This window comes from Amycolatopsis sp. AA4, from assembly GCF_002796545.1.
Classification (GTDB): domain Bacteria; phylum Actinomycetota; class Actinomycetes; order Mycobacteriales; family Pseudonocardiaceae; genus Amycolatopsis.
Genome location: NZ_CP024894.1, coordinates 4766935 through 4792454 on the forward strand (window position 1 = coordinate 4766935; position 25520 = coordinate 4792454).

Consider the following 25520-nt stretch of genomic DNA (forward strand, 5'->3'; position numbering starts at 1 on the left):
ACCTTACGGCCGGGGCCGGATCAAGTGGGGCCCCGCCGGGCCGGGCCGGGAACCACCGGCCCGGCGGGGAAAACCGGGTCACCGCAGGGAAACCACCTTGGTGGCGCCGAAGGTGTCCTTGAGCGGAACTTCCACCGTGCGCCGCCGTACCGTCACGCGGACGCTGTCCTGCAGCTGCGTCGGGTCGGAAACAGCGAGGCTGCCCCGGCCGAGCGCCACCGAAGCGGGTCCTGAGACTGATACTTCGTCTACGGTACCTGCACTGTAGAAGTTTGCGAGCAGTGTGTTATCCCACAGTCGCAAGGCCTGGACAGCGGGCGTATTAGCCCGCACGCGCCACGCGAGCACCGACGCGACTGTCCCCACCACCGACGCGCCGGGCAGGACCGCGTACGCGTACTTCGCGTCCACCGGCTTCGCGCCGTGCTCGATCACCAGCTTCTGGTACCGCCGCGTGTTCGGCGTCGTGGTGCCCTTGGTGTTGGCCCCGGTGTCGACGTCCCGCCACGCGCCGGTCCGGTCTTCGCGCAGTGCGGTGACCTCGGCGTTGTCGAGCAGCACGTATCCGCCGACGTGCTCGAGGTGCAGCCAGCGCGGCCGGTGCAGGGTGCTCGAATCGCCGACCACGCGCGCGTCGGCCAGCAGCGTGCCGCGTCCGTTTTCGCCGAGGTTCCGATTTTCGATCGTCGTCCGGACCGCCTGCCCGGACGTGTCGGTGATCCCCGCGCCGAGGCAGACGATGCCCGCCGGAGTGAAGAACCACGACTTCTTCGCGGTCAGCGAACCGTCTTCGGAGACGAAATCCATCGCGTACGCGCCGTGCCGGGCGTCCCAGCGCACGCCGCCGACGTGCGCTTTCGTCGTCAACGGCGTCGCTGCCAGCGGTCCCGGCGGCCCGGCCTTCGCGGTGGTGCCGGGCAGGAGGGCCGGGTCGACCGTCGGCCAATAGGCGTCCGAGTAGTGGCCTTTCGCGTTGGGAAGGAACAAATACAGCACCCCGTCGCCGACGTGCCAGCCGTGCAGGTTCATGCCGTTGATCGACTCGTAGCGCGAGATTCGCGCGGACCCGACCCCGAGCGACGCGGACCAGCCCTCGGTCACGTGCACCATCCGGTCCTGCTGGCCGAAAATCCGGTGCGCCGCGACGATCGGCGCGGGACGCACGCGTCCGGCGAGCATCTCCTGGGCGAACTCGATGCCCGGTGTCGCGACGAGGTCCGGGCCGGGCGCGAACCGTTCTGGATCGGGGATCTCCAGGAACGGCGCGTACGTGCCCTCCTTGATCCACTTGGCGGCGAGCCCGGACAACTCAGTCTTCACGGTCCCGGTCGCCGACCGCGCGAGGACCAAAGTCGCGACCGTCAACTGGTGCCCGATGTCGTGCCCGGTTTCGCCCTGGCGCGACAGCATCCGCCCGCGCACCGGCTCCATCAGCGCGCCCGCGTACACGAACGGCGCGAACGTGTCGCCGACCAGCGCGTACACCTTCTGCTTCAGGTCGTCCGGCAGCGCGTACTCGGTGCCTTCGGTGACGTGGATCGTCCCGGCGAGCGCGGTCAGCAACACGATGCCGTAGTGGCCGGGGTACGGGATGGTGTCGTGCTGGATGAACGAGCCGTCGACGTGGAACCCGTCGCCCGCCGCGCGGTCCAGCCTCGCCAGGACGCTGGCCGCTCCCCCGCCGGCGACGTCGGTGATCGCGTCGATGCCGGTGCGGATCCACGCGGTGTCGCCGATCAGCGCGCCGGAGACGATCGAGATCAGCGCCTTGTCCGCCCGGTTCGCCCCGGTTTCGACGACCTTCGGGTTGTTCGCGCGCAGATTCGGGTTGCCGACGAACCGCTTGATCGGGCTGACGTACCGCGCCAGCTCGTCGGCGGTCAGCTGGTCGGCGACTGTGACGAGAGTGTGCAGCAGGTAGTACGGCACGCCGATCTCGTAGGTGTACCAGTTGCCGATCTCGCCGACCTGCGGGTTGTACTGGCTGGCGTAGATCAGCTCCAGCGCCTTCTTGATGCTGTCGAGCACCTTCGGATCGCCGGAGAGCGTGCTGCCCGGGGTCCCCCAGTCGACCGCGATCGCCCGCAGCCGGGCGTACATCGAGGTGGTGTAGTCGCTGCCCGGGCCGAGCGGGAGATCAGTCCACAGTGGACCGTTGCCGGACACCGACATGCCGTCGTAGTAGGACTTCGCGACCCGGCCGAGGTTCTTCAGCGCGGCCGAGCGTTCCGGCGACGGGCGGTTGATGCCCGTCTGCAGCTCACGGTAACCGGCCACGATCTTCTTCAGCGGATCAGCAGCGGGCGCGGCGAAGGCCGGGCGCGCGGTGACGGCGAGCGCCGCGGCGACGGCACCGCCACGCAGTGCGGTTCTGCGGTTCACGGGCATGACGGTGCCTCCCAGTGTGTTGGGTCGTGAGTGGCCAAGCCGGTCAGAACCGGCTTGGCCACTCACGAGGGGTCTGCTCAGCGCGCTCCGTCGACGCGGCGCGGCAGTTGCCACGGGTTCGCTTCCTGCAGGGCTTCCGGCAGCAGCGCGTCCGGGAAGCTCTGCCACGCCACCGGACGCAGGAAACGTTCGATGGCCGCGGTGCCGACCGACGTCGTGGTCGGCGCGGTCGTCGCCGGGTACGGGCCGCCGTGCTGCTGCGCCCAGCTGACCGTGACGCCGGTCGGCCAGTCGTTCCACAGCAGCCGACCGGCCAGCCGGGTGAGCGAGGGCAGCAGCGGACGCACGAAGTCCGCGTCGCCGTCCTCGCCCTGGATCGTCGCGGTGAGGCCGGGTTCGAGGCTGTCCAGCACCTCGATGAGTTCGGCCTGGTCGGAGTAGGTGACGATCAGCGACGCGGGACCGAAGTGCTCCTCGCGGACAGCCTCTCCGCCGGCCAGGAACTCCTTCGCGGTGGTGGCCAGCAGCGACGGAGTGAACGCGTCGCCGTCCTGCGCGCCTTCCACCACCGACTCGACGCCGGACACCGCGCGCAAGTCCGCCAGCTTCCGCGCGAACCCCGCCGCGATGCGGTCGTTCAGCATTTCCTGCTGGGCCACCGCGCCCACCGCCTCGCGCAGCGTTTCGTCGAGCCCGTGGCCCTCGGGGAGGAACAGCAGGCCCGGTTTGGTGCAGAACTGGCCCGCGCCGAGGCTGAACGACCCGGCGTAGCCCTTCGCCACCGCCTCGCCGCGCGCGGCGACCGCACCCGGCGTGACGACGACCGGGTTGACGCTGCCCAGCTCGCCGTAGAACGGAATGGGCGTCGGCCGCGAGACGGCGATGTCGAACAGCGCGCGTCCGCCCGGGACCGAACCGGTGAAAGCGGCGGCCGAAATCCGCGGGTCCTTGAGCGCCGTGACGCCCTGCTCGACCCCGTGGATCACCGCGAACGCACCCTCCGGCGCACCGGCCGCGGTCAACGCCCGGGCGACGATCTCGCCGGTCCGCGTCGAGAGTTCTTCGTGACCCGGATGCGCTTTGAGCACGACCGGGCAGCCGGCGGCCAGCGCCGAAGCGGTGTCGCCGCCCGCGACGCTGAACGCGAACGGAAAGTTGCTCGCGGCGAACACGAGCACCGGCCCGATCGGCACCAGCACGCGACGCAGGTCCGGCCGCGCGCCCATCGGCCAGGCCGGGTCGGCGTGGTCGACGGTCGCGCCCAGGAACTCGCCGTCCCGCAGGACTTCGCCGAACAGCCGCAACTGGAACGTGGTGCGCGCGAGTTCGCCCTTCAACCGGGGCGCGGCCGGGAGGCGGGTTTCCTGATGCGCCAACGGGATCAGTTCTTCGGCCGCGGCGTCGAGCGCGTCCGCAGCGGCGGCGAGCCACTTGGCCCGGTCGGCCGGGGTGCTTTCGGCGAACGGCCGGGCGGCTGCCGCAGCGGCGGACAGGACGTTTTCCAGGTCGGCGGGGGAAGTTTCGCGGGTCAATGGATCTCCTCGTCAAACACGTTCAGGGTGCCGCGGCGGCCAGCCATTCGGCTCCATGGGCGGGGGTGGTGGCGAGCGGCTGCCAGCACACTCTCCATGGCGGAAGCTTCGCGACTCAACCGATCACCTCGTCAACGGCAGCGCGCCGAGCGCGCCTGCCGCTCGACCCCGTTGGCCACCTTCTCATTTCGCGCGTCAATGGATCTCCTCGTCGAGCACCGCCAGGGCACCGAGGCGCAGGGCATCGGCCACGGCGAACGAGCGGCCAGCCCATCTCCAACTCGATGGAGAAGTTTCACGGCTCAACCGCTCACCTCGTCAACGTCGCAACACCGAGCGCGCCCGCCACTCGCCCAGGTCCGGCACACGGCCGCGCGGTCCCCAGCGGAGATTCCCCGGCTCATCGGATCACCTCGTCAACGTCAGGGAGCCGAATGCGCAGCAGCGGTAGCCGCGTGCAGGTCCGGCCACCGGGCAGGCCCGGCGAGGCCCAAGTGGTACAGGTGCAGTTCCCCCGCCCCGGCCTTCGCCAATTCGCCCACGTACGCCTCAATATCCGGCACCGCGCTCGCCGCCACGGCCGTGATGTAGCTGCCGATCGCGACCCGTTCCGGCAGTGCCCGTCGAGCGGCGGCAACGGCGTCGACGCTGCCTTGACCCGGGGCCCAGTTCTGCAGCACCACCGTGTCGGCGTCGTCGGCGGCCGTCGGAGTCAGGCCGGGCAGGGCGCCGGTGACCCACGGGTCGAGCGCGCCGTGCAGCACGATTCGCGTACCCGGCTCCAGCACAGCCAGGACCGCGGACCGCAGTGCGTCGGTTGACTGCTGCCGTCCGGAGAGCAGTTTTTCCTTCAATCCAGCCGGGAGTCTATCCTCGACCACCGACAAATCCGCCGTGGCGATGAGCCGCTGCACCTCGGCGCGCAAGGTTTCCCGGACCTCCGACGGGTCGAGGTCGGTCCAGCCCTCGGCACAAGCGGAGCAGCAGCAGATCGACAACAGGCGCGCGGTGGCCGGAGCCCAGACGCCGTCGGTCTTTTCGTGCTGGTGCTGGTGTACGGCACCGAGAGGGCCGCACGCCTCCAGCACAACCGACGAAAGATCAAGTCCGGCAACGGATTCCGCGGTAAGCGTCGCCGCGTACGAGCGGACCTCGGGGTGCGCGGGGCACAGCGCCCACGGGTACGTCTCGCCGAAGCAGTTGCGCACGGTGTACTGCGGAAACTTCGTGCCCAGCTGCGAGTTGTGCGTGAGCACGATCCACGCGGCAGCCGGGATTCCGGCCTCGTTGAGCCGGCGGACCGCGTCGCCGCCGCTGTCTTCCCCGGCGACCCAGTCCGGCGCGGCGGGGACGAGATCCGACCATTCTTCCGCGCGCACCGGACGGTAGAGCGCGGCAGTGCGCGCGACCACCGACGTCTGCTCGGTCGACCACGGCGTCGCGGCGCGGGTGCTGTGGTAGGACAAGGCCACCGCGACCTCGTCCACGCCGAGGTCCTGCACCCGCTCGACGAAAGCGGTTTCGCCGAGCACGTCCCACGGATACGCGTATCCGGTCACCTTCACCGGGTCACCACCTCGCCGTGTTCGGTTCGAAGCCGGGCGTGTACTTGCGCATGTACGTCACATCGTCCCGTTTGGTCAGTCCACATCGGACATAGTCCTCGTGCGCCCTGGCGAGCGCGTCCTGGTCCAGCGTGATCCCGAGCCCGGGCCGGTCCGGCACCGCCACCGCTCCGTCGACGAAAGTCAGCACGCCCGGTTCGATCACGTCGGCAGTTTTCCACGGCCAGTGCGTGTCGCAGGCGTACGTCAGATGCGGGGTGGCGGCCGCGACGTGCACCATCGCGGCGAGGCTGATCCCGAGGTGGCTGTTGGAGTGCATGGACAGCCCGACGCCGAAGCTTTCGCAGGCCACCGACAGCGCCTGGGTGTCGCGCATGCCGCCCCAGAAGTGGTGGTCCGACAGGAGAACGCCGATCGCGCGCGCCCGGAAGGCGGGCTCCAGGTCGCCGAAGTTGACCACGCACATGTTGGTGGCCAACGGCATGCTCGCCTCGCGCGCGACCTGCGCCATGCCCTCGATGCCCGGCGTCGGGTCTTCGAGGTACTCCAGCACGCCGTCGAGTTCCGCGGCCACGCGGATGCCGGTCTCGGGCGTCCAGGCCGCGTTCGGGTCGATGCGCAAGGGATGCGCGGGGAACGCCGCAGCGAGCGCGCGAATGCCCTCGATCTCTTGCTCCGGCGCGAAAACCCCGCCCTTGAGCTTGATCGAGCGGAAGCCGTACTCCGAAACCATCCGGCTAGCCGAACCGACCAGTGCTTCCGGGGTAAGGATCTCGCCCCAGCTGTCCTCTTCCGCGCCGAGGTGTGCGCCGTACTTGTAGAACAAATACGCGGAGAAGTCGACGGCGTCGCGCGCCTTGCCGCCGAGCAGGTCGGCGACCGGACGGCCGAGGTACTGTCCTTGCGCGTCCAGGCAGGCGACCTCGAACAGCGAGTACACGCTGGCGATCGTCTTGCGGATGGAGAACCCGCCGATCAGGCCGTGCTCGTCGGTCAGCACGGTCCCGGCGAGCGTGCGCGCGATGATCCGCTTCAGGCCCGGCAGGTCGAAAATGTCGTGTCCGGCCAGTTCCGGCAGCACCTTGCGCACCTCGCCGAGGAAAGCCGCGTCGCCGTAAGACTCGCCGAGGCCGACCACCCCGTCGTCGCACCTCACCTGGACCACGCTGCGCAACGCGTATGGCTCGTGCACGCCCATCACGTTGAGCAGCGGCGGGTCCGCGAAGGCGACCGGGGTCAGCACCACGTCCCGGATCTTCATCAGAGGCCTTTCAGCACGGCGAAACCGTTCTCGACGACCTTGCCCAGCCGGTCGATCTGCTCGGGCGTCGGCTCGATCAGCGGCGGCCGGACCGTGCCGACCTTGTCGCCGCGCAGCCGGGCCGCGGCCTTGACCAGCGACACCGCGAAGCCGGGCGTCTCGTCGCGCAACGCCACGAGCGGCAGGTAGAACCCGGCGAGCAGCGCGTCCATCGTCGCGTTGTCGTCCTCGGCGAGCGCGCGGTGGAAGCGGTGCGCGATCTCCGGCGCGAAGCAGTGCACCGCCGAGGAGTAGCGCGCGACGCCCGCCGCCGCGTACGCCTTCGCGGACACCTCGGCCGTCGGCAAACCGTTGAAGAACAAGAAGTCCGCGGACCGCTGCGTGCCGAGCGCGCGGATCGTGGTGACGATCCGGGTCATCGCTTCGACGTCGCCGTAGCCGTCCTTGAGCCCGACCACCGACGGGATGTCCAGCAGCTTCGCCGCGGCCGGCGCGGTGAACACGCCGGTGCTGCGGTGGTAGACGATCACCGGCACGGAGGTGTCGCCGACCGCGTAGCGCACGTAGTCGACCAGACCCTCCTGCGGCCCGGTGACCAGGTACGGCGGAAGCAGCAGCACGCCGTCGGCGTTGCCCGCCTGCGCCGCCGCGACGCCCGCACGAGCACCGGCCGCGCCGCCGCCCGCGCCGACCCACACCGGCACTCGCCCGCCGGCGACCTCGCGCGCCTTGGCCAGCAGCGCGGCGACCTCGTCGACCGACAGCGAGCTGAACTCCCCGGTGCCGCACGCGACGAACAGCGCGCCCGCACCGGCGGCGATGTGGCTCTCCACGTTTTCCGCGAACCCGTCGAGGTTGATCTCGAGGTCTTCGGTGAACGGGGTCAGCGGGAACGCCAGCAAGCCGTCCAGCTCGATCTCGGTCTGTGCCATCAGTTTCTGCTCCAATGTTCACATTCTTGAATGGAGTCTGTTATCGTGACTATGTTCACCCACAAGAACGCTGTTCGGGACGCTAATATGGCCGGACTCACAAGTCAACGGCCCGGTTGGAGGACGCGCATGGCGCAGAAGACGGACCCCGCCACCGCTCCCGCGGAGTCCGCGGGCGTGAAGTCGGCGCGGCGCGCCATCGACCTGATCGAGACGTTCGCCGCGAACGACGTGTGGCTGTCGCTGTCGGATCTCCACGCGCGCACCGGGTTCCCCCGCTCCAGTCTGCACGGTCTGCTGCGCACCCTGCTGGACGCGGGCTGGCTGGAGGCCGACGCGAACTCCGCGCGCTACCGGCTCGGCGTCCGCGCGCTCATCTGCGGCACCGCGTACCTCGACCGCGACGCGATCGTCCCCTACGCCACCGAAGCTTTAGAGCGCATCCGCGAGAAGACCGGCTTCACCGCGCATTTCGCGCGCCGCAACGGGACCGAGGTCGTCTATCTCGAGACGCGCGAGTCCCAGCACTCCACGCACCTGATCTCGCGCGTCGGCCGCACTCTGCCCGCGCACGCGACCGCGCTGGGCAAGGCCTTGCTCGCCGAGCTGACCCACGAAGAGGTCGAGGCGCTCATGCCCGCGGAACTGGTCGCGCTCACCCCGAACACGATCACCACGCTCGACGCGCTGCACGCCGACCTCGCACGCACCCGGGAACGCGGGTACGCCGCCGAGATCGAAGAGGGCACCCTCGGCGTGCGCTGCGTGGCCGCGGTGATCCCGTACCGCATTCCCGGCACCGACGCGATGAGCTGCTCGATGCCGCTGGGCAAGGTCACCGACGCCGACGTCGAACGCGTCGGCGAGCTGCTGGCCGAAACCACCGCCGAGCTCGGCCAGCAGCTGCGCCGCGCCGGAATCCGCTGACCGCCGCCACCGTGTCGCCCGCCCGCGGGCTTTCGTGAGAGGAAATCCATGCCAGACCAGCGTGTGCTGATCACCGGATCGGCCGGCGTCGTCGGCACCCTGATGCGGCCGCGGCTGCGCCGGGAAGGCCGGGTGCTGCGGCTGCTCGACCTCGCCGAGCAGCCTCCCGCCGAGGACGGCGAAGCGGTCGAGATCGTGACCGGTTCGGTCACCGACCCGGATGCGATGGCCGCCGCCTGCGCGGGCGCGGACGCGTTGATCCACCTGGGCGGGCTCAGCCGCGAGGCGTCGTGGGAGGACACGCTCGACGTCAACATCAACGGCACGCACACCGTCCTCGAAGCCGCGCGCGAAGCCGGGATCCGCCGGGTCGTGCTCGCGTCGAGCAACCACGCGGTCGGCTTCCGCCGGAACGCCGACGCGGGCGAGAGCGGCTTGCCCGCCGACTCCAGCACCCGGCCGGATACTTATTACGGTGTAAGCAAAGCCGCCATCGAAGCGCTGGGCAGCCTGTACGCGTCGCGGTTCGGCATGGACGTGATCGTCGTCCGCATCGGCTCGTGCTTCGAAACGCCGCTGCCGCTCGGCATCCGCGGCCTGACCAGCTGGCTGTCGCCGGACGACGGCGCGCGGCTGTTCGAAGCGTGCCTGAGCGCGCCGTCGCCGGGCTACCGGCTGATCTGGGGCGTCTCGGACAACACCCGCCGCGTCTACTCGCTCGCCGAGGCCGAGGCGCTGGGCTACAAGTCCCACGACAACGCCGAGGTCTACGCCGAGCAGCTGGCGGACAAGCCCGCGCCGACCGGGGCGGCCGCCGAATACGTCGGCGGGCCGTTCTGCACCGCGCCGCTGGGCGTGTTCAACCCGCTCTGAGAGGTACGCTCGCCCACGGGACCCTCGAAGAGGAGGACGCCGTGGGCGAGCTGGGGCCTGCCGACACCAACGGCATCCTTTCCCTGCCCTGGATCCGTCCGGAGCGCACCAGCGCCGGCCTCGGCTGGGACCGGATCTACCTGTCCAAACAGCGCGAACGGCCGTATCGCGCGGAGTTCGGGCCCGCTCGCACGCACCAGCTGATCCTGCACCTCGCCGGTCCGGTCACCGTCCGCCGCGGCGTCGGGTCGCCCGGCGAGCGCAGCCGGCGGATCCCCGCGGGCGGGCTCTTTCTCCAGCCGTCGCACCAGGAACTGTCGGTCGAACTCGGCGGCGAACTGGACACGCTGCACGTCTACCTCCCGGATTCGGCGGTGCAGGAGGCCGCCGGATCGGACGCTCCGGTCCGGCTGGCCGACGAACTCGGCACCGTCGATCCCCTGCTCGAACAGCTCGTTCTGGCGCTCGACCGGGTCGTCCGGGAATGGGAGCCGGGCGCTCGCGCGTACGCGGATCAGCTGGGTGCGCTCGTGGCCGCGCAGCTCGCGCGTCAGCACCGGGCCGGGCGGAGCGTTCCCCCCGCGCCGCCGCCGGTCGAGGCGCTGACCGACCGGCAGTTCGCCCAGGTGCGCGAGCTGATGGACGAACGGCTCGCGGGACCGCTCGGGCTGGCCGAGCTGGCCGCGGCGGCCGGGTTGAGCGTCAGCCGGTTCGCCCGGCGGTTCAAGGCGCGCACCGGGCTGCCGCCGCACCGGTACCTGCTGCGGCTGCGCGTGGAACAGGCCGGGTTGCTGCTGCGCACCGGCACCGAACCGATCGCGGACATCGCCGTGCGCTGCGGGTTTTCCCACCAGGAACACCTCACCCGGGTGCTGCGCGCACAGCTGGGCACCACGCCCGCCGCGCTTCGCCGGGACGGCTGACGCGCGCGTTTCGTGCAACCCGCTCAGCACGTCTGTGCATGCGCTGGGTCTTCGCCGCCCGGATACTCGACGTACCCGCGTGGAAGGACCGACGATGTTCACCTACACCGCCAACCCGGCTCGGGTCGTGTTCGGCAGCGGCACGCTCGCTGTCGTCCCCGAGGAGGTGCAGCGGCTCGGCGCCGGCCGCGTGCTGCTGGTGGCCGGAAAATCCGCCGCCAAGGCCGCCGATCAGACGGCCGAGGCGCTCGGCCCGCTGCTTGCCGCCCGCTTCGGCGAGCCCGCCATGCACACCCCCGTCGAGGTCACCGAACGCGCGCTCGCGCTGGTCACCGAGCACAACGTCGATTGCGTGATCGCGATCGGCGGCGGCTCCGCGACCGGACTCGCCAAGGCGCTCGCGCTGCGCACCGACATCCCGCAGGTCATCGTGCCGACCACCTACGCCGGGTCCGAGATGACGCCGGTGGTCGGCCAGACCGAGAACGGGCGCAAGACCACGCAGTCGTCGCCGAAGGTGCTGCCCGAGGTGGTCGTCTACGACGTCGACCTCACCCTCGGCCTGCCCGTGCCGACCTCGCTGACCAGCGGCGTCAACGCGATGGCGCACGCGGTCGAGGCGCTTTACTCGGCGCAGGCGAACCCGATCGTCGACCAGTTCGCCCTCGAAGCGATCCGGCTGCTCGCCGCCGCGCTGCCGCGGATCGCCGCCGATCCGTCCGATGCGGACGCCCGGACGGACGCGTTGCGCGCCGCGTGGCTGGCCGGTTCGTGCCTGGGTTCGGTCGGAATGGGCCTGCACCACAAGCTCTGCCACACCCTCGGCGGCAGTTTCGGGCTGCCGCACGCGGAAACGCACACGATCGTCCTCCCCCACGCGATGGCGTACAACGCGCCGAACGCCGCCGACGCGATGCGGCGGATCGCCGAAGCACTCGGAGCCCCAGACGCACCGACCGCGGTGTTCGATCTGATCGCCAGTCTGCCGGTGCCGCGTTCGCTGGCCGAAATCGGTCTTGCCGAAGGCGATCTCGCCAAGGCCGCCGAACTGGCCACCGCCGCGCCGTATCCGAATCCGCGCGAACTCACTCGCGACGGCATCGAAGACCTGCTGCGGCAGGCGTGGTCCGGCACCCGGCCGGCCCCCGCGTTGGGCGCCCCGCCGGACCTGCGCGGGCTCACGCAGGAGGTCGTGGACAGTTTCGCCGCCACGCCAGACCCTCGGTTGCGCGAACTGCTGTCGGAACTGGTCCGCACCCTGCATTCGTACGTCGTGCGCACCGACCTCACGCAAGAGGAGTGGGAGTACGCGATCGGCTTCCTCACGCGCACCGGGCAGATCAGCTCGGACACGCGGCAGGAGTTCATCCTGCTCTCGGACACCCTCGGCGTTTCGAGCGTGGTCGACGTGCTCACGAACTCGCGCACGCCCGATACGACGCCCTCGGCGGTGCTGGGCCCGTTCTACGTCGAGGGGCCGCCGGAAACCGAGCAGGGCGCGGATCTCGCCGAAGGACTTCCGGGAACTCCATTGTGGACGGATGTCCACGTGACCGAGCCGGACGGAACCCCGGTGCCGGACGCGGTCGTGGACGTCTGGCAGTCCAACGAGGACGGTTTCTACGACGTCCAGCTGCCCGACGTGGACGGTCCGGTGCTGCGCGCCCGGTTCCGCACCGACGCCGAAGGCAGGCTGCGGTTCTGGACGATCGTGCCGTCGGCGTACCCGATCCCGGACGACGGACCGGTCGGCGGGATGCTGGCCGCGACCGGACGGCATCCCTTCCGCGCGCCGCACGTCCACTTCATGATCGCCAAACCGGGCTACCGCACGCTGGTCACCCAGCTGTTCGTCCGCGGCGGCGAGTACCTCGACTCGGACACCGTGTTCGGCGTGAAAGACGGCCTGATCGTCGACTTCGCCGAGCAGACCGGCCCCGCGCCGGACGGGCGCGAACCCTGGCGCCGCCTCGAATTCACCTTCCGCATCTCCCCGGGAACCCACCATGACCAGTCATGACACCGACGTCCTCGTGGTCGGCAGCGGCCCGGCGGGCGGTTCCGCCGCGCTGCTGCTCGCGACCTACGGCGTCCGCACCGTGCTCGTCACCAAATACGGCTGGACGGCGCACACCCCACGGGCGCACATCACCAACCAGCGGACGATGGAAGTCCTGCGCGACCTCGGCATCGAAGACCAGGCGCTCGCGCAGGGCACTCCCCCGGAGCTGATGGGCGACACCGTGCTGTGCACGTCGCTCGCGGGCGAGGAGATCGGCCGGATCGCCAGCTGGGGCACCGCCGATCGCTCGGCTGCCGAGTACGGCTCTGCAAGCCCGTGTCACCTGATCGACCTGCCGCAGACCTATCTGGAACCGATCCTGGTCACGAACGCCGCCGCGCGCGGGGCGAAACTGCGCCTGGACACCGAATTCCTGGACTTCACCCAGGATGCCGACGGCGTCACCGCGCGGCTGCGGGACCGGGTTCGCGGCGACGAGTTCACCCTCCGCGCACGCTACCTGATCGGCGCGGACGGCGCCCGCAGCCGCGTCGCCGAGCAGGCCGGGCTGCCGATCGACGGCCAGTCCGGCAAGGCCGGCAGCATGAACATCACCTTCACCGCCGACTTGTCCGAGTACGTCGCGCACCGGCCGAGCGTGCTGTACTGGGTGATGCGGCCGGGCGCGCACCTCAGCGGCATCGGGATGGGCCTGGTGCGGATGGTCCGGCCGTGGAACGAATGGCTGCTGACCTGGGGTTACGACATCGCGCAGCCGCCGCCGGATGTGACCGGCGAGGAGGCCACCCGGATCGTGCGGGACCTCGTCGGCGATCCGGACCTGCCGGTGGAGATCACCTCGACTTCACTGTGGACGGTCAACCACAGCTACGCCACGCAGTACTCGGCCGACCGCGTTTTCTGCGCGGGCGACGCGGTGCACCGGCATCCGCCGTCGAATGGGCTCGGGTCCAACACGTCGGTGCAGGACGCGTACAACCTGGCGTGGAAGCTCGCGATGGTTGTCCGCGGCGAGGCGGGCGAGGGGCTTCTCGACAGCTACAGCGCCGAGCGAGCGCCGGTCGGCAAGCAGATCGTGGACCGGGCGAACCTCAGCCGCGACCAGTTCGGGCCGATCTTCGCCGCGCTCGGCATCGACGGCGACACCGATGCGGACGCCATCGCCGCAGGTCTCGCCGCCTGCACGGCCGCGACCGAGACCGGTGCGTTGCGGCGGAAGCAACTGCAGGCGGCGATCGAGCTGAAGAACTACGAGTTCAACGCGCACGGCGTGGAGATGGATCAGCGGTACGTCTCGAGCGCGGTGCTCCCGGACGGCGAGGAACCGCCTGCAGCGCGGGATGCCGAGCTGTACCACCGGCCCACGACCACGCCGGGCGCGAAACTGCCGCACGTGTGGCTCGTCCGCCCCGACGGTCGCCGAGTGTCCACATTGGACCTTGTCGGGCGCGGCCGGTGGACTGTCCTCACCGGACTCACCGGCGGTGCCTGGCGGGACGCCGCCGCGAAAGCCGGTGCGGACCTCGGACTGGACCTGCGGGTCGTGACCATCGGTTCCCCCGAGGCCCGCGATTCCTATGGAGACTGGGCGCGCAGCAGCGGCATCGAGGAAGACGGCTGCCTGCTGATCCGGCCGGACGGCTATGTCGCCTGGCGTCGCCCCGCTGCCGGAACCGGCCTCCTGGACGCACTTCGCCGTCTCCTCGACCGTTAGCTCACGGCATCCCCCACGGCTCGCTCGCCCCGCCCGGCGCGACCGGCCGGACCGTGAAGTCCGGCCGGTCGCCGCGGCGGTACACGTACGCGTCCTGACCGCGGCCGAGGTCGACCTGCACGTCGCCGTTGGCCAATCGGCGCCAGCGACGCGGGCGGCCGTGCGCGTCCGTCACCGTCAGTTCGCCGTCGATGCCCGGCCGCAGGACACACGGCGCACCGGCCTCGCTGTGCACCTTCAGCCAACGCGTTTTCCCGCCTTCCCGCGATGCGCTGAGCAGGAACGCGCCTTCAGTCCGGAAGTCGCGCAGCGCGATGTCACCCCACGCGTCCGGGACCGCCGGGAACAGCCGGACGACGCCGCCCCAGCTCTGCACCAGCATGTCCTGCATGGATTTCGCCGCGGACAACGGCGTTTCGATGACCGGGCCCGATTCCTTGTACATCGTATTCGGCTGGATATAACGCTTTTGGAGTTCGCCGAGGTAATACGCGGCCTTCTCGCCGCGGAGCATCTGCGCGGAGATCGACGCGGCGCCGGTGAACGTGTAGCCCTGCAGCGCGCCCTCGAAGCCGAGCCAATGGTTGAGCGACGTTTCGATGATCGCGCGGTGCTCCGGCTGTTCCCAGGTGATCTCGTAAAGCGGATAGATCTGCAGTAGGTGCGAGTAGTGCCGGTGCGACTTCGCGAAAGGGACGCCCGCGCCTATCATGTAGCCGTTCTCGTCGGCCGGATAATCGGTGAGCGTGGCGAGCACTTGCTGCCACTTCCCCGCCAGCGGGTCAGCAATGCGCAGCTCTCGCGCGGTGTCCAGCAAGGTATTGCAGCCCCAGCGGATCAGGGCGAGGTCGTAGTTGGTGTCGGGCGCGTTCACGCCGTACTCGGGCGAGAAGGTCGCCGGGAGATGCAGGCGGCCGTCCGGGCCGGGCGCGAGGAAGTGGAGATAGTAGTTGATTGCCTTGCGCAGCAAGGGGAACAATGTGTCCCGCAGCAACTGGCGGTCCATCGTGTGCCGGTAGCTCAGCCAAACGTTGTGCAGCGCCCAGGTGAGGTTGCCGACCTCGGGCGTCGGCGTGTCCTTGCCCGGGATGCCGACCGGGTAGCCGCTCGTGGAGTCGGCGAGGCCGTTGAGCAGCGTCATGTCGGTGGTGCGCGGGATGCCCGCCGAATCGGCCTGGTACGGCTGCGCGACCTGGCTGGTGAGCCGGTCCCGGTACTTGCCGAGCGCGTAGCTGACCGCGTCGAGCTCGAGGTGGTTGGAGCCCTGGATGAGCCAGTACTCCAGCTGCACGTTCAGGTTCCACCACGTCGCGGGCCACGGCGTGTTCTCCAGCCACGGCCCGGACGTCGCCATCACCGGCGCTTCCCGGCGCGCGGCCGACGCGACCTTGTACAGCTGGATCCAGTAGAAACTCTGCAGCCGGGTGTCCGGAATGGACAGGAAGCTGCGCTGGTAGTAGTCGTGCCACCAACGACGGTGGTCCCAGGTCAGCACGTCCAGCGCACCCGCCCGCCGCACGGTCTGCAGTGCCCGGACCGCCGACGTCTTCTCCGGATGCGACCACGCGACCGACGTGTACAACGTCCGCGCACTGCCCCGGGTGACCTCTCGCCAAGCCGTCACGTGTTCGCCGCCCGCCAGCAACGGCTGTACCGCGAGGTGAGCGTCACCCGCCTGCTGCAGTTGGACCGGCGGGTTCTCCGCATATCCTTCCGGCGGCGGCTTTTTCCACACCGGATCGGCTCGCGGGCTGATCGCCTTCGCCGGATGGAACACCCACTGGAACCCGCGTTCGCCCTCCGACGGCCGCACCTCCACCGCGAGCAGCGACTGTCCGGTGTGGACGAGCGCGCGCAGCTCCAGGCTCCCGGCCGCGGTGGTGATCGTGCCGGCGAGTTCGGCGTTCCAGAGGTCGAGGCGCCAGTCGAGGCCGGTGATCGCGCCGACCGGTTCGAGCGTGAAGTACCCGATCGGCAGCCGCGCCAGGCCGAACAGCGAGCCGAACCGCGGCCGGTGGTCCTGCACCTGGCTGTGCTGGACGTTGAAGCGGACCGCGTTGCGGCCGGGTTCGGAGTAGATTCCGGAGCCGAGGAAACCGTTGCCCAGGAACGGTCCCTCGTACCAGGTCGTCGGCATCCGCCGCCAGCGCAGGTCCGCGGTCGCCAGGAAATCCGCCCAGCCGACGCCGTCGCGGCCCAGTTCCGCCGCACTGGCCGGCGGGATTCCGACTGCTCCGGCGGCGATCCCGGCGAGCGCTCCGCCGAGCACTGTCCGGCGCGAGATGTCCATGTCCGCCAGCCTCCTCGTTTCTAGTCAGGCAAACCCCAAGCCGGAGCAGCACCGAGCGAAGGAACGTCACGCGGCCCGAAGTCCGGCCGGGCACCACGCGGGGTGACAGTGACCGTGCTCCCCCGCCGCAACTCCAGCGCGATCCGCCGCGGTCCGACCGGCCGCCACGGCAACCGCCGACCCCATTGATCGCGCACGTCGATGTCGCCGTCGATCCCGTGGTCGAGCACCAGCGGCGCACCGGCTTCGCTGCGCACTCGCACGAATTCCGTTGCCCCACGCCGCCGCGATGCGTCCACCAGGAACGCGCCCTCGGTGCGCAGCCCGGCGATCGACGCGTCCGGCCACTTCGCCGACACTGCCGGGAACGCCTTCACCACGCCTCCGGAGCCTTGCAGCAGCATGTCCACCACGGACTGTGCGGCGGTGATCGGGCTTTCGATGGCGAAGTTCGAGCCCTCGCGGTACATCGTGTTAGCGGTCAGTTCGGTGTCCGCGACGATGTTCCGGTCGAGGAAGAACTTCAAGTCCCGCAAGGCTTCCTCGGGCTGGTCCATCACCGAGTTCATCGACGACGCGGCCGCGTAGCTGTAGCCGTGCCAGGCCGACTGGTCCGCCGCCCAATGCCGGAAGGTGCGGGTCATGAGGTCTCGATCGGCGGTGCGTTCCCAGTTCCGCTCCCGCAACGGGTACAGCCAGAGCAAATGCGAGAAGTGCCGATGCGAATCGGCGAGCCGGACGCCGTCGCCGATCAGCACGCCGTCGGCCGGATCCTCGTGGTACGGAACGAGTTTCGCCGCTATCTCCCGCCACATCGGCACGCGCGAGTCGTTCAGCCGCAGGATCCGCGCGGAGTCGGCCAGCGTCGTCGCGGCCCAGCGGATCAGCGACAGGTCGTAGGTGCAGTCGGCCGCGTCGGCGTACTCCGGCGAACGGGTGAGCGGCAGGTGCAGCAGCCCGTCCGGCCCGGTGAAAAGGAAGTGCCGGTAGAAGTTGAGCGCTTTGGCCAGCGTCGGGTACAGCACGTCGCGCAGTACCGAATGGTCGAGATGATGCCGGTACGCGAGCCAGACGTTGTGCAAGCCCCACAACAGGTTTCCGGTCTGATCCGTTTTGGACGGCGTCCCCGGAACGCCGACCGTCCGGACGCCGCCGGGCCGCAGCCGCCAGTCCCCCGGATGCGAAAGAGCGTAGGTGTCGCCGTCCCGGTACGCGGGCGGAACCGACACCTCCAGGTTCGCGTGATCGCGGCGGAAGGTCTCGGTGACCGCGTCCAGCTCCGGATGGTTGGCGCTGTTCACGATCGGATAGGTGACCTGGACGTTCAGGTTCCACCACACCGCCGTCCAGCTGTTGCCGACCTCCGGGAACCACGGCCCCCATTCGGCGGTCACCGGGCCGTCCCGGCGGGTCGCCGAGGCGATCTTGTAGAGCTGGATCCAGTAGAACCGCTGGACCTGCTTGTCCGGCACGGACACGAAACTGCGCTGGTGGAAATCGTTCCACCAGCGGCGATGCCAAGCGAGCAGCACGTCCGGGTTCATCGTGACCGTCCGACCGACCAGCGACACCGCGTCGCGGGTGTGCGTGGAACCCGGGAACGAATACGCGACCGCCGCCGCGAACAGCCGCTTCGTGCCGACCCGTTTCTCCCGCCACGCCGTCGTATACCCGCCACCGGCGATCAACGGCTGCGCGCAGTACCCGTCAGTCTGTTCAGGGTCCGGGTTCGCGGTGTAATCCGGCGGCTTGCGCACCGTCCGCGTCGTCGCCGACACGAGCGGCGCGAATCCCCACGCCGCGCCGGATTCGCCCGCACTCGGGTCGAGCGAGACGAGCAGTACGCCGAGATCGTTGTGCACCACGGCGGAAAACGCGACCTGTCCGCGCGTGGTGGTGATGGTGCCGCCCAGTTCGGCGTTGTAGAGGTCCAGCGTCCAGTCGACGCCGGTGATCGCTCCCGCGAAGGTCAGCGTGATCGCGCCGATCGGCAGCCGCGACAGCCCGATCCCCGCCTCCCACTGGATGCGCTGGTCCTGGACCTGGGTGTGGCTGAGCATGAACTTCAGCACCTGCGGCGTCTGCCCGGCGTACGCTTGCACGCCGAGATAACCGTTGGCCAGGAACGGCGCTTCCTGCCAGTTCTTCGGCAACCGCTGCCAACGCATCCGCGCGTCCATGACGACGTCCCGATGCGGGTTGCTGCGCGGCGCGGCTGTTCCGAGTGGCGCGCCCTGCGCCCACAGCCCGCCGAACGCCGCCGCTCCAGCAGCGATGGACACCGATCGAAGCACCGTCCGCCGCGACACCCCGACCATGACGCCCTCCGGATTCATATTACGTTTCACCCTCGCTAGCGCGAAGTGAGCGGAATATATCCAGACAGGACAGGCAAAAGCCAGAGTTGTTCACTCGGAAAGCCGCACAGACATCCGATGACTGGGATCCGCCGGATGCGGGTTCAGATACGTGAAAATCACTGGGCAGGATGGACCACGCGGTACCGCAGGTGCGTGACGCCGCGGCCTTCGAGCCGTCGCACCGGCTCCAGTTCCACGGAACCGAGCCCGGTCGGCTCGAACAATCGCCGTCCCTCGCCCAGCAGCACCGGCACGAGGTGCAGTTCCAGTTCGTCGAGCTGGCCCGCTGCCAGCAGAGCCTGTGCCGCGCCCGCGCCGTGGACCAGTACGGCACGGCCTCCCGATTTGTCCCGGGCTTCGTCGGCGCAAGCGTCGACGTCGGTGTAGAACCGCGCGCTGCCCGGCGGCTCGTCGGCCGGATCGACGTGGCGGGTGAGGACGTGGATCGGGACGCCGTCGTGGTGGTCGCCGTTCCATCGCTTGGCCAGTTCGAACGTGCGGCGGCCGGAGATCACGGCGCCGGTGGCCGAGGCCTCGGCGTACACCTGCCCGTTGATCCCCTCGGACATCCGGTCGTCGAGCCAGTCGAACAGCCGTCCGCCGCCGCGGCCGAGTTCCTGGCCCGCGCGGTCGTCCGGTCCGGCGATGTACCCGTCGACCGACACGGACATGTACAGCCGCAGCGGCGTCCGGCTCATCGTCCCGCCCCGCTTTCGGTCCAGTCGGCGGCGGTGATGCCGTCGAGATGCCCCGCGGGCCACTGGACGAGTTCGATCCGCCGTCCGTCCGGGTCGGCGAGGAACGTCGTCTTCATGCCGTGCCCGTGGTCCTGCACCGCGGTGACGGGCTCGATCCCGTGACCGGCCAGGTCCTCGAGCGTCGCGGCCATCGACTCGACCTGCACGACCAGATGGCTCAGGCCGGTGCCGCGCTCGACCGGGTTTCCGTCGTGCACCAGCTCGACGGTGACGAACTCGTCGCCGGGCAGCTTGAGCATGGTCAGCTGCCCGATCGACGTCCCGGGCACGGTGCCGACGACCTCGTAGCCGAGCGCCGAGTAGAACTCCAGTGACCGGGGAAGATCGGTCACCCGCAATCCGACGTGCAAGGTTCGCATTCCGGTGCCTCCTTCGCATGCCCCGGCCCGCTGCCAGCCGCACTCACCGGTGCGTCGATCGCCCGGCACCGGATTCGACAAGCGGAGGCGAAATTTTTGCCCGGGCCGGATTTCAGAGCGGCGGCAACGCCACCCGGTCCAGCCAGGCCGCGAAGAACTCCCGCAACGAGCGCCCCGCGTAAGACTCCGCCAGCGACACGAACTGCTCCGTCGTCACCGCACCGTGCCGGTTCTCCACGGCCCACGCCTTCACCAGCGCGAAGAACGCCGGGTCCCCGATCTCCCCGCGCAACGCGTGCAGCGTCAACCCGCCGCGCTTGTACACCCGCTCGTCGAACATCCGCGCCACGCCGGGATCGCCGATCGTCACGTCGGCCGGCTTGGCCCGCACCCGCGCGTACCACGTCCGGGCCAACGCCTCCGTCGATTCGCCGCCGGCGCGCTCCGACCACAGCCACTCGGTGTAGGTCGCGAAGCCTTCGTTGAGCCAAATGTGCTGCCAGTCCGCCACCGTCAGGCTGTTGCCGAACCACTGGTGCGCCAGTTCGTGCACCACGAGCCGCTCGTGGGTGCGTTTGCCGTCCACGTGGTTGGCCCCGAAGATCGCCATACCCTGGGCCTCGATCGGGTCGTCGAGCTCGTCGTCGGTCACGACCACCACGTACTCGCCGAACGGGTACGGCCCGAACCACTCCTCCAGCGCGTCCATCATCCGGCCCTGCCGCCCGAAGTCCCGCCCGAACGCGCGGCGCAGCCGAGGCGGGACGGCGGCCCGCTGCACGACGCCGCCCGGGCGGTCGACCGCGATCTCCGGAACCCAGGCGCCGTCGGACAACTCGAGGTCCTCGTACCGGCCGATCTGGACGCTCATCAGATACGTCGAGGTCGGCTCCGGCCGTTCGAACACCCACTTCGTGGTGCTCGCCGACTGGTACCGCGACACGAGATTCCCCGTCGCCGCAACGAGATACGGCGACGACGTGGCCACCGCGAGCCGGTAGCTCGCCTTGTCCGCCGGATGGTCGTTGCACGGGAACCACGACGGCGCGCCGACCGGCTGGCTCGCCACCAGCGCGCCGTCGGTCAGCTCGTCCCAGCCGATGTCGCCCCACCGGCTGCCGACCGGCTTCGGGTTGCCCGCGTAACGGATCTCGACCTGGAACTCGGCACCGGCGGGCACCGACCGCGCCGGTTTGACCTGCAGCTTCAGGCCGCGCCGCGTGTACTTCGCCGGTTTGCCCTCGACCAGCACGCGAGACACCCGGAACTCGCCGAAGTCGAGCGTCAGCCGGGAAAGCGCCTGGGTGGCCGCACAGGTGAGCACCGCGGTGGCGGACAACCGGTTCGGGCCGATCCGGTAGTCGAGATCGAGGTCGTAGTGCCGGACCCGGTAGCCGCCGTTCCCGTGCGCGGGGAGGTACCCGTCGCCCGAGGTCTCCGCGCCGGGCGCGGCCGCTTTCCCGTTCACCCGCACCGAAACCCGCCTTCGCCCGCCGCCGCCGTGATCCTTTCCAGCATGAGGTACCGCGACGGGGTCCGCAACGGTCGTACCCTCACCGCCGCCAGGCCGAGATCGGATTGCCGAGCCAGCGCGAGTCCGCGGGCACCGCGTCGCCGCGCGTCACGAGCGAGCCGGGGCCCACCGTGGTGCGCGCGCCGATGCTCGCGCCCGGCAGCACGATCCCGTGCGGGCCGAGCGTCGCGCCCTCGTCCAGCGTCACCCGCGACATGGTCATGATCCGGTCGTGGAACAGGTGCGTCTGCACGACGCAGCCGCGGTTGATCGTCGCGCCGTCGCCCAGTGCGACCAGGTCGGACTCGGGCAGCCAGTACGTGTCCAGCCAGACGCCGCGGCCGATCTTGACGCCCATCGTGCGCAGCCACGCGGGCAGCAGCGGCGTGCCGCCGAGCGACCCGATCAGCCACGGCACCGCGAGCGCCTCGACGAACGTGTCGGCCAGCTCGTTGCGCCACACGAACGAACTCCACAGCGGGTGGTCGATCTCGCGGAACTTCCCGACCAGCAGCCATTTCGCCGCGGTCGCGGTGAGCGCGGCGACGACCCCGGCGGCCAGCAGCACCGGCCCGGCCAGCAGCGCGGCGACCCAGAAGCCGCCCCACGACGCCAGCGCCAGCAGCGCGACCGCGACGCCGACGGTCAGCGCGACCGCGCACATCACCGGCACGATCCGGCACAGCTCGACCAGCGCCCGCGCCGCCTTGAGGTGCAGCGGCGGCGTGTACGTGCGGCTGGTGTCGCTCTCCTCCACCGCGCGGCGCACCGGCAGCGGCGGCATGCCCAGGTACGACGAGCCCTTCTTCGCCTTCGCCGGCGTCGAGGACAGCACCCCGACCAGCCCGCGCTTCGGCACCGAACGGCCCGGCGCGGTCATTCCCGAGTTGCCGAGGAACGCCTGCTTGCCGATCCGCGCCGGGGCGGCGTGCAGCCAGCCGTGGCCCAGCTCGTAGGTGGCGACCATGGTGTCGTCGGCCAGGAACGCGCCACTGTCCACTTTGGTCATTTTCGGCAGGGCGAGGACAGTCGACGCCTCCACGTTCCGGCCGACCTTCGCGCCGAGCAGCCGCAGCCACACCGGCGTGAACAGGCTGGCGTACAACGGGAACAGGCCTTCGCGGGCCATCCCCATCAGCCGTTCGGTCGCCCAGACCTGCCACGCGACGCGGCCGTGCACCGGGTGGTAGCCCTCGACCATCCCGACGCCCAGCGCGCGGACCCCGGCCAGCACGAGCAGCGCGTACGTCACGAAGTAGGCGACCGTGGCGACCGGCACGAACAGCAGCGCCTGGCCCAGCGCGGCGCTCAAGCTCGAGGTGCCGGCGACCGCGTACCCGGCCACCGCGACGCCGGGCAGCGCGGCGATTCCGGGCAGCAGCCCGAGGAACACCGAGGTCGCGCCGTACACCGAAGCCCAGAACCGCGAGCGCGGCGGGCGGCTCGACGGCCACTTCAGCGCGTCCTTGACGTCCGAGCGCACCGCGGGCGAACCGGCCCAGCGCTGGCCCGCCGGGACCGCGCCGCGCACGGTCGAACCGGCCGCGATCTCCGCGCCCTTGCCGATCCGGGCGCCGGGGAACAGCGTGCTGCGCGCGCCGACCCGGGCCTCGGCCCCGATCCGCGTCTTGCCGATGTGCACGACGTCGCCGTCGACCCAGTGGCCGGACAGATCGACCTCGGGCTCCACCGCCGCGCCGCGGCCCAGCTTGAGGAAACCGGTGACCGGCGGCGGCGAGTGCAGGTCGACGTCCTTGCCGATGCGCGCGCCGAGCGCCTTCGCGTACGTCGTCATCCACGACGCGCCCGCGACGCTGTCCGCGCCGCTGAACTCGGCCAGCTTCTCGGCGGTCCACAGTCGCAAGTGGACACTTCCGCCGCGCGGGTAGGCGCCGGGGCGCACCCCGGCCAGCAGCACGCGCGCGCCGCCCGCGGCGATCGCGATCCGCCCCGCCGGGGTGAACAGCACGAGCCAGGCGAGCACCAGCCACGCCCAGTTCAGCGTCGGCGCCCAGGAAACGCCCAGCAGCGCCAGCACGTTCGAGCAGGCGGCGGCGAGCGTGGTCCAGCGCAGCCCGACGAGGCCCATCAGCGGGACCATCAGCAGCGACTGCACGAGCCCGGCGCGGCGCGGCGTCGGCGCGATCTCGCGGCGTTCGGTCTCCTCGCCGCTCAGCGCGTCGAGCTTCGCGGCGAGCGCGCCGAGCTTCGGGTTCTGGTAGATGTCGCTGACCGACACCTCGGGGTGGCGGGTGCGGATGCGCGCGATCAGCTGCGCCGCGGTGAGGCTTCCGCCGCCGTTGGTGAAGAAGTCGGCGTTCGCGCTGCTCACCGACACGCCGAGGATCTCGCTCCAGCCCTCGGCGAGCCACGCCTCGGTCGGAGAAAGCCCGGCCGCGCTCGCGTCCACAGTGGACAGCGGCCACGGCAGCGCGTTGCGGTCGACCTTGCCGGACGTGCGGGTCGGCAGGTCGTCGATCGTCGCCAGCAGCGGCACGAGCGCGGCGGGCAGCTGCGCGCGCAGCCGGGTCGCGGCGTCGTCCGTGTCGAGCTTTTCGCCGTCCTCCGGCACGACGTAGCCGACCAGGACCTGGTTGCCCGCCTTGGTGCGCCGGACCGCCGCGGCCGCGCCGCGCACGCCGGGCAGCGCCTGCAGCGCCGCGTCGACCTCGCCCAGCTCGATCCGGCGGCCGCCGAGCTTGATCTGCTCGTCGAGCCTGCCGAGGAACAGCAGGCCTTCCGGCTCCGCGCGGACCATGTCGCCGCTGCGGTAGGCGCGCTCCCAGCCCATCGACGGCAGCGGCGCGAACTTCTGCGCGTCCTTCTCCGCGTCGAGGTAGCGGGCGAGCCCGGCCCCGCCGATGACCAGCTCGCCGGTCTCGCCCATGGCGACCGGTTCGCCTTCTTCGTTCACCACGACCAGCTGCCAGCCGAGCAGCGGCAGGCCGATCCGCACCGGGCCCTCGCCGGTCATCTGCGCGGCGCAGGCGACGACGGTCGCTTCGGTCGGGCCGTAGGTGTTCCAGACTTCGCGGCCTTCGACGGCCACGCGCTCGGCCAGCTCCGGCGGGCACGCTTCGCCGCCGAAGATGAGCAGGCGCACGTCTTCCAGCGCGTCCGCCGGCCACAGCGCGGCCAGCGTCGGCACCGTCGACACGACCGTGATGCCCTGCGAAACCAGCCACGGGCCGAGGTCGACGCCGGTGCGCACCAGGGCGCGCGGCGCGGGGACCAGGCAGGCGCCGTGCCGCCAGGCGAGCCACATCTCTTCGCAGGAGGCGTCGAACGCGACGCTCAGCCCGGCCAGCACCCGGTCGCCGGGGCCGATCGGCTCGTCGGTCAGGAAAAGCTGGGCTTCGGCGTCCACGAAGGCCGCCGCCGAGGCGTGCGTGACCGCGACGCCCTTCGGCTTGCCGGTGGAGCCGGAGGTGAAGATGATCCACGCGTCGTCGGCCGGGCCGGGCCGCCCGGTGGCGCCGCCCGGCGTGCCCGCGACGGCGATCTCGCCGTCGGTGGCGATCGCCGCGACACCCGCCTCGCCGAACACCAGCTCGGCTCGCTCGTCGGGGTCGTCCGCGTCGACCGGCACGTACGCCGCGCCGACCGACAGCGTCGCCAGGATCGCGACGTACAGCTCGGCGGTGCCGGAGGAGATCCGGATGCCGACGCGGTCGCCCCGGCCGACGCCGTGCTCGCGCAATTCGCGGGCGTACGCGTCGATCTCTTCCATCAGCCGGCGGTAGCTCAGCGGGCCGGTGCCGTCGTCGAGCGCGGCGGCGTTCGGGTGCCGCTCCGCGGTCGCGGCGAGGATGTCCAGCAGGGTGCGCTCGGCGGACGGGGCGGCGGTCTCGAACAGAGCGGGCGAGAGCGCGGCCTCGACGGCGACAGTCAGGGCTTCGGCGCTGCCGGAATCGGCGGTCAGCGTCACCAGGCCACCTCGGCGGCCGGGTGCGCCCCGGTATTCCGGAACGGTGCGGGCACGGTCGAACTCTGGGCGCGCAAGCCCATCACTCACCTTTCGCGAGCGTCATTCGGGCTGGCCATCCGAATGAGGCGCCCGTAGCGACCGTCCACTTTACGCGGCGATCAAGCCCAGGTCGCG

16 protein-coding genes are annotated in these 25520 nt (G+C 70.6%); 5 read left to right on the plus strand and 11 right to left on the minus strand.

Annotated elements, in window-relative coordinates; all coding sequences use genetic code 11:
• Positions 1-78: 78 nt before the first annotated feature.
• The 5 genes from CU254_RS22165 to CU254_RS22185 all read right to left on the minus strand — a co-directional run bounded on the left by CU254_RS22165 (position 79) and on the right by CU254_RS22185 (position 7678).
• Positions 79-2388 (minus strand): polysaccharide lyase 8 family protein, encoded by a 2310-nt coding sequence (locus CU254_RS22165; RefSeq protein ID WP_037714463.1) that lies wholly within the window; start codon positions 2386-2388, stop codon positions 79-81.
• 77 nt (positions 2389-2465) lie between these two features.
• Positions 2466-3920, minus strand: coding sequence for an aldehyde dehydrogenase (NADP(+)) (locus CU254_RS22170; protein ID WP_009079526.1), 1455 nt, complete (start codon positions 3918-3920; stop codon positions 2466-2468).
• A gap of 422 nt (positions 3921-4342) precedes the next feature.
• Positions 4343-5485: a hypothetical protein gene (locus CU254_RS22175; protein ID WP_009079527.1), complete on the minus strand. Its 1143-nt coding sequence runs from the start codon at positions 5483-5485 to the stop codon at positions 4343-4345.
• A gap of 4 nt (positions 5486-5489) precedes the next feature.
• Entirely contained in the window at positions 5490-6746 is a 1257-nt protein-coding gene (locus CU254_RS22180; protein WP_037714465.1) for a glucarate dehydratase family protein, read from the minus strand.
• Entirely contained in the window at positions 6746-7678 is a 933-nt protein-coding gene (locus CU254_RS22185; RefSeq protein ID WP_009079529.1) for a 5-dehydro-4-deoxyglucarate dehydratase, read from the minus strand. Before CU254_RS22185 ends, CU254_RS22180 begins: the two co-directional genes overlap by 1 nt.
• A gap of 129 nt (positions 7679-7807) precedes the next feature.
• Between CU254_RS22185 and CU254_RS22190 the strand changes: the two genes are divergently transcribed.
• The 5 genes from CU254_RS22190 (at position 7808) to CU254_RS22210 (ending at position 14138) form a co-directional block, all read left to right on the plus strand.
• A complete protein-coding gene (locus tag CU254_RS22190) occupies positions 7808-8605 on the plus strand; it encodes an IclR family transcriptional regulator (protein ID WP_009079530.1) in 798 nt (265 codons plus the stop codon).
• A gap of 48 nt (positions 8606-8653) precedes the next feature.
• Positions 8654-9478 carry an NAD(P)-dependent oxidoreductase gene (locus CU254_RS22195; RefSeq protein ID WP_009079531.1) on the plus strand — a complete coding sequence of 275 codons (825 nt, stop codon included), beginning with the start codon at positions 8654-8656 and terminating at the stop codon, positions 9476-9478.
• Positions 9479-9519: 41 nt separating this feature from the next.
• Positions 9520-10401: a helix-turn-helix domain-containing protein gene (locus CU254_RS22200; RefSeq protein ID WP_009079532.1), complete on the plus strand. Its 882-nt coding sequence runs from the start codon at positions 9520-9522 to the stop codon at positions 10399-10401.
• A gap of 94 nt (positions 10402-10495) precedes the next feature.
• A complete protein-coding gene (locus tag CU254_RS22205) occupies positions 10496-12421 on the plus strand; it encodes a maleylacetate reductase and hydroxyquinol 1,2-dioxygenase domain-containing protein (RefSeq protein WP_009079533.1) in 1926 nt (641 codons plus the stop codon).
• Positions 12408-14138, plus strand: coding sequence for an FAD-dependent monooxygenase (locus CU254_RS22210; protein ID WP_009079534.1), 1731 nt, complete (start codon positions 12408-12410; stop codon positions 14136-14138). The genes CU254_RS22205 and CU254_RS22210 overlap by 14 nt, the downstream gene beginning before the upstream one ends.
• Position 14139: 1 nt before the next feature.
• Here CU254_RS22210 and CU254_RS22215 read toward each other — a convergent pair whose 3' ends face one another.
• The 6 genes from CU254_RS22215 to CU254_RS22240 form a co-directional block, all read right to left on the minus strand.
• A complete protein-coding gene (locus CU254_RS22215; protein ID WP_009079536.1) occupies positions 14140-16428 on the minus strand; it encodes a hypothetical protein in 2289 nt (762 codons plus the stop codon).
• 20 nt (positions 16429-16448) lie between these two features.
• Positions 16449-18746, minus strand: a complete 2298-nt coding sequence (locus tag CU254_RS22220) for a glycoside hydrolase family 95-like protein (RefSeq protein WP_037717693.1) — start codon at positions 18744-18746, stop codon at positions 16449-16451.
• A gap of 158 nt (positions 18747-18904) precedes the next feature.
• On the minus strand, positions 18905-19486 hold the full coding sequence (locus CU254_RS22225; protein ID WP_009079540.1) for a dihydrofolate reductase family protein: 582 nt from the start codon (positions 19484-19486) through the stop codon (positions 18905-18907).
• Positions 19483-19905: a VOC family protein gene (locus tag CU254_RS22230; protein WP_009079542.1), complete on the minus strand. Its 423-nt coding sequence runs from the start codon at positions 19903-19905 to the stop codon at positions 19483-19485. The genes CU254_RS22225 and CU254_RS22230 overlap by 4 nt, the downstream gene beginning before the upstream one ends.
• A 112-nt stretch (positions 19906-20017) precedes the next feature.
• Positions 20018-21373, minus strand: a complete 1356-nt coding sequence (locus CU254_RS22235; protein ID WP_086024987.1) for a M1 family metallopeptidase — start codon at positions 21371-21373, stop codon at positions 20018-20020.
• 85 nt (positions 21374-21458) lie between these two features.
• Positions 21459-25310, minus strand: coding sequence for a Pls/PosA family non-ribosomal peptide synthetase (locus tag CU254_RS22240; RefSeq protein ID WP_286157061.1), 3852 nt, complete (start codon positions 25308-25310; stop codon positions 21459-21461).
• Positions 25311-25520 lie beyond the last annotated feature (210 nt).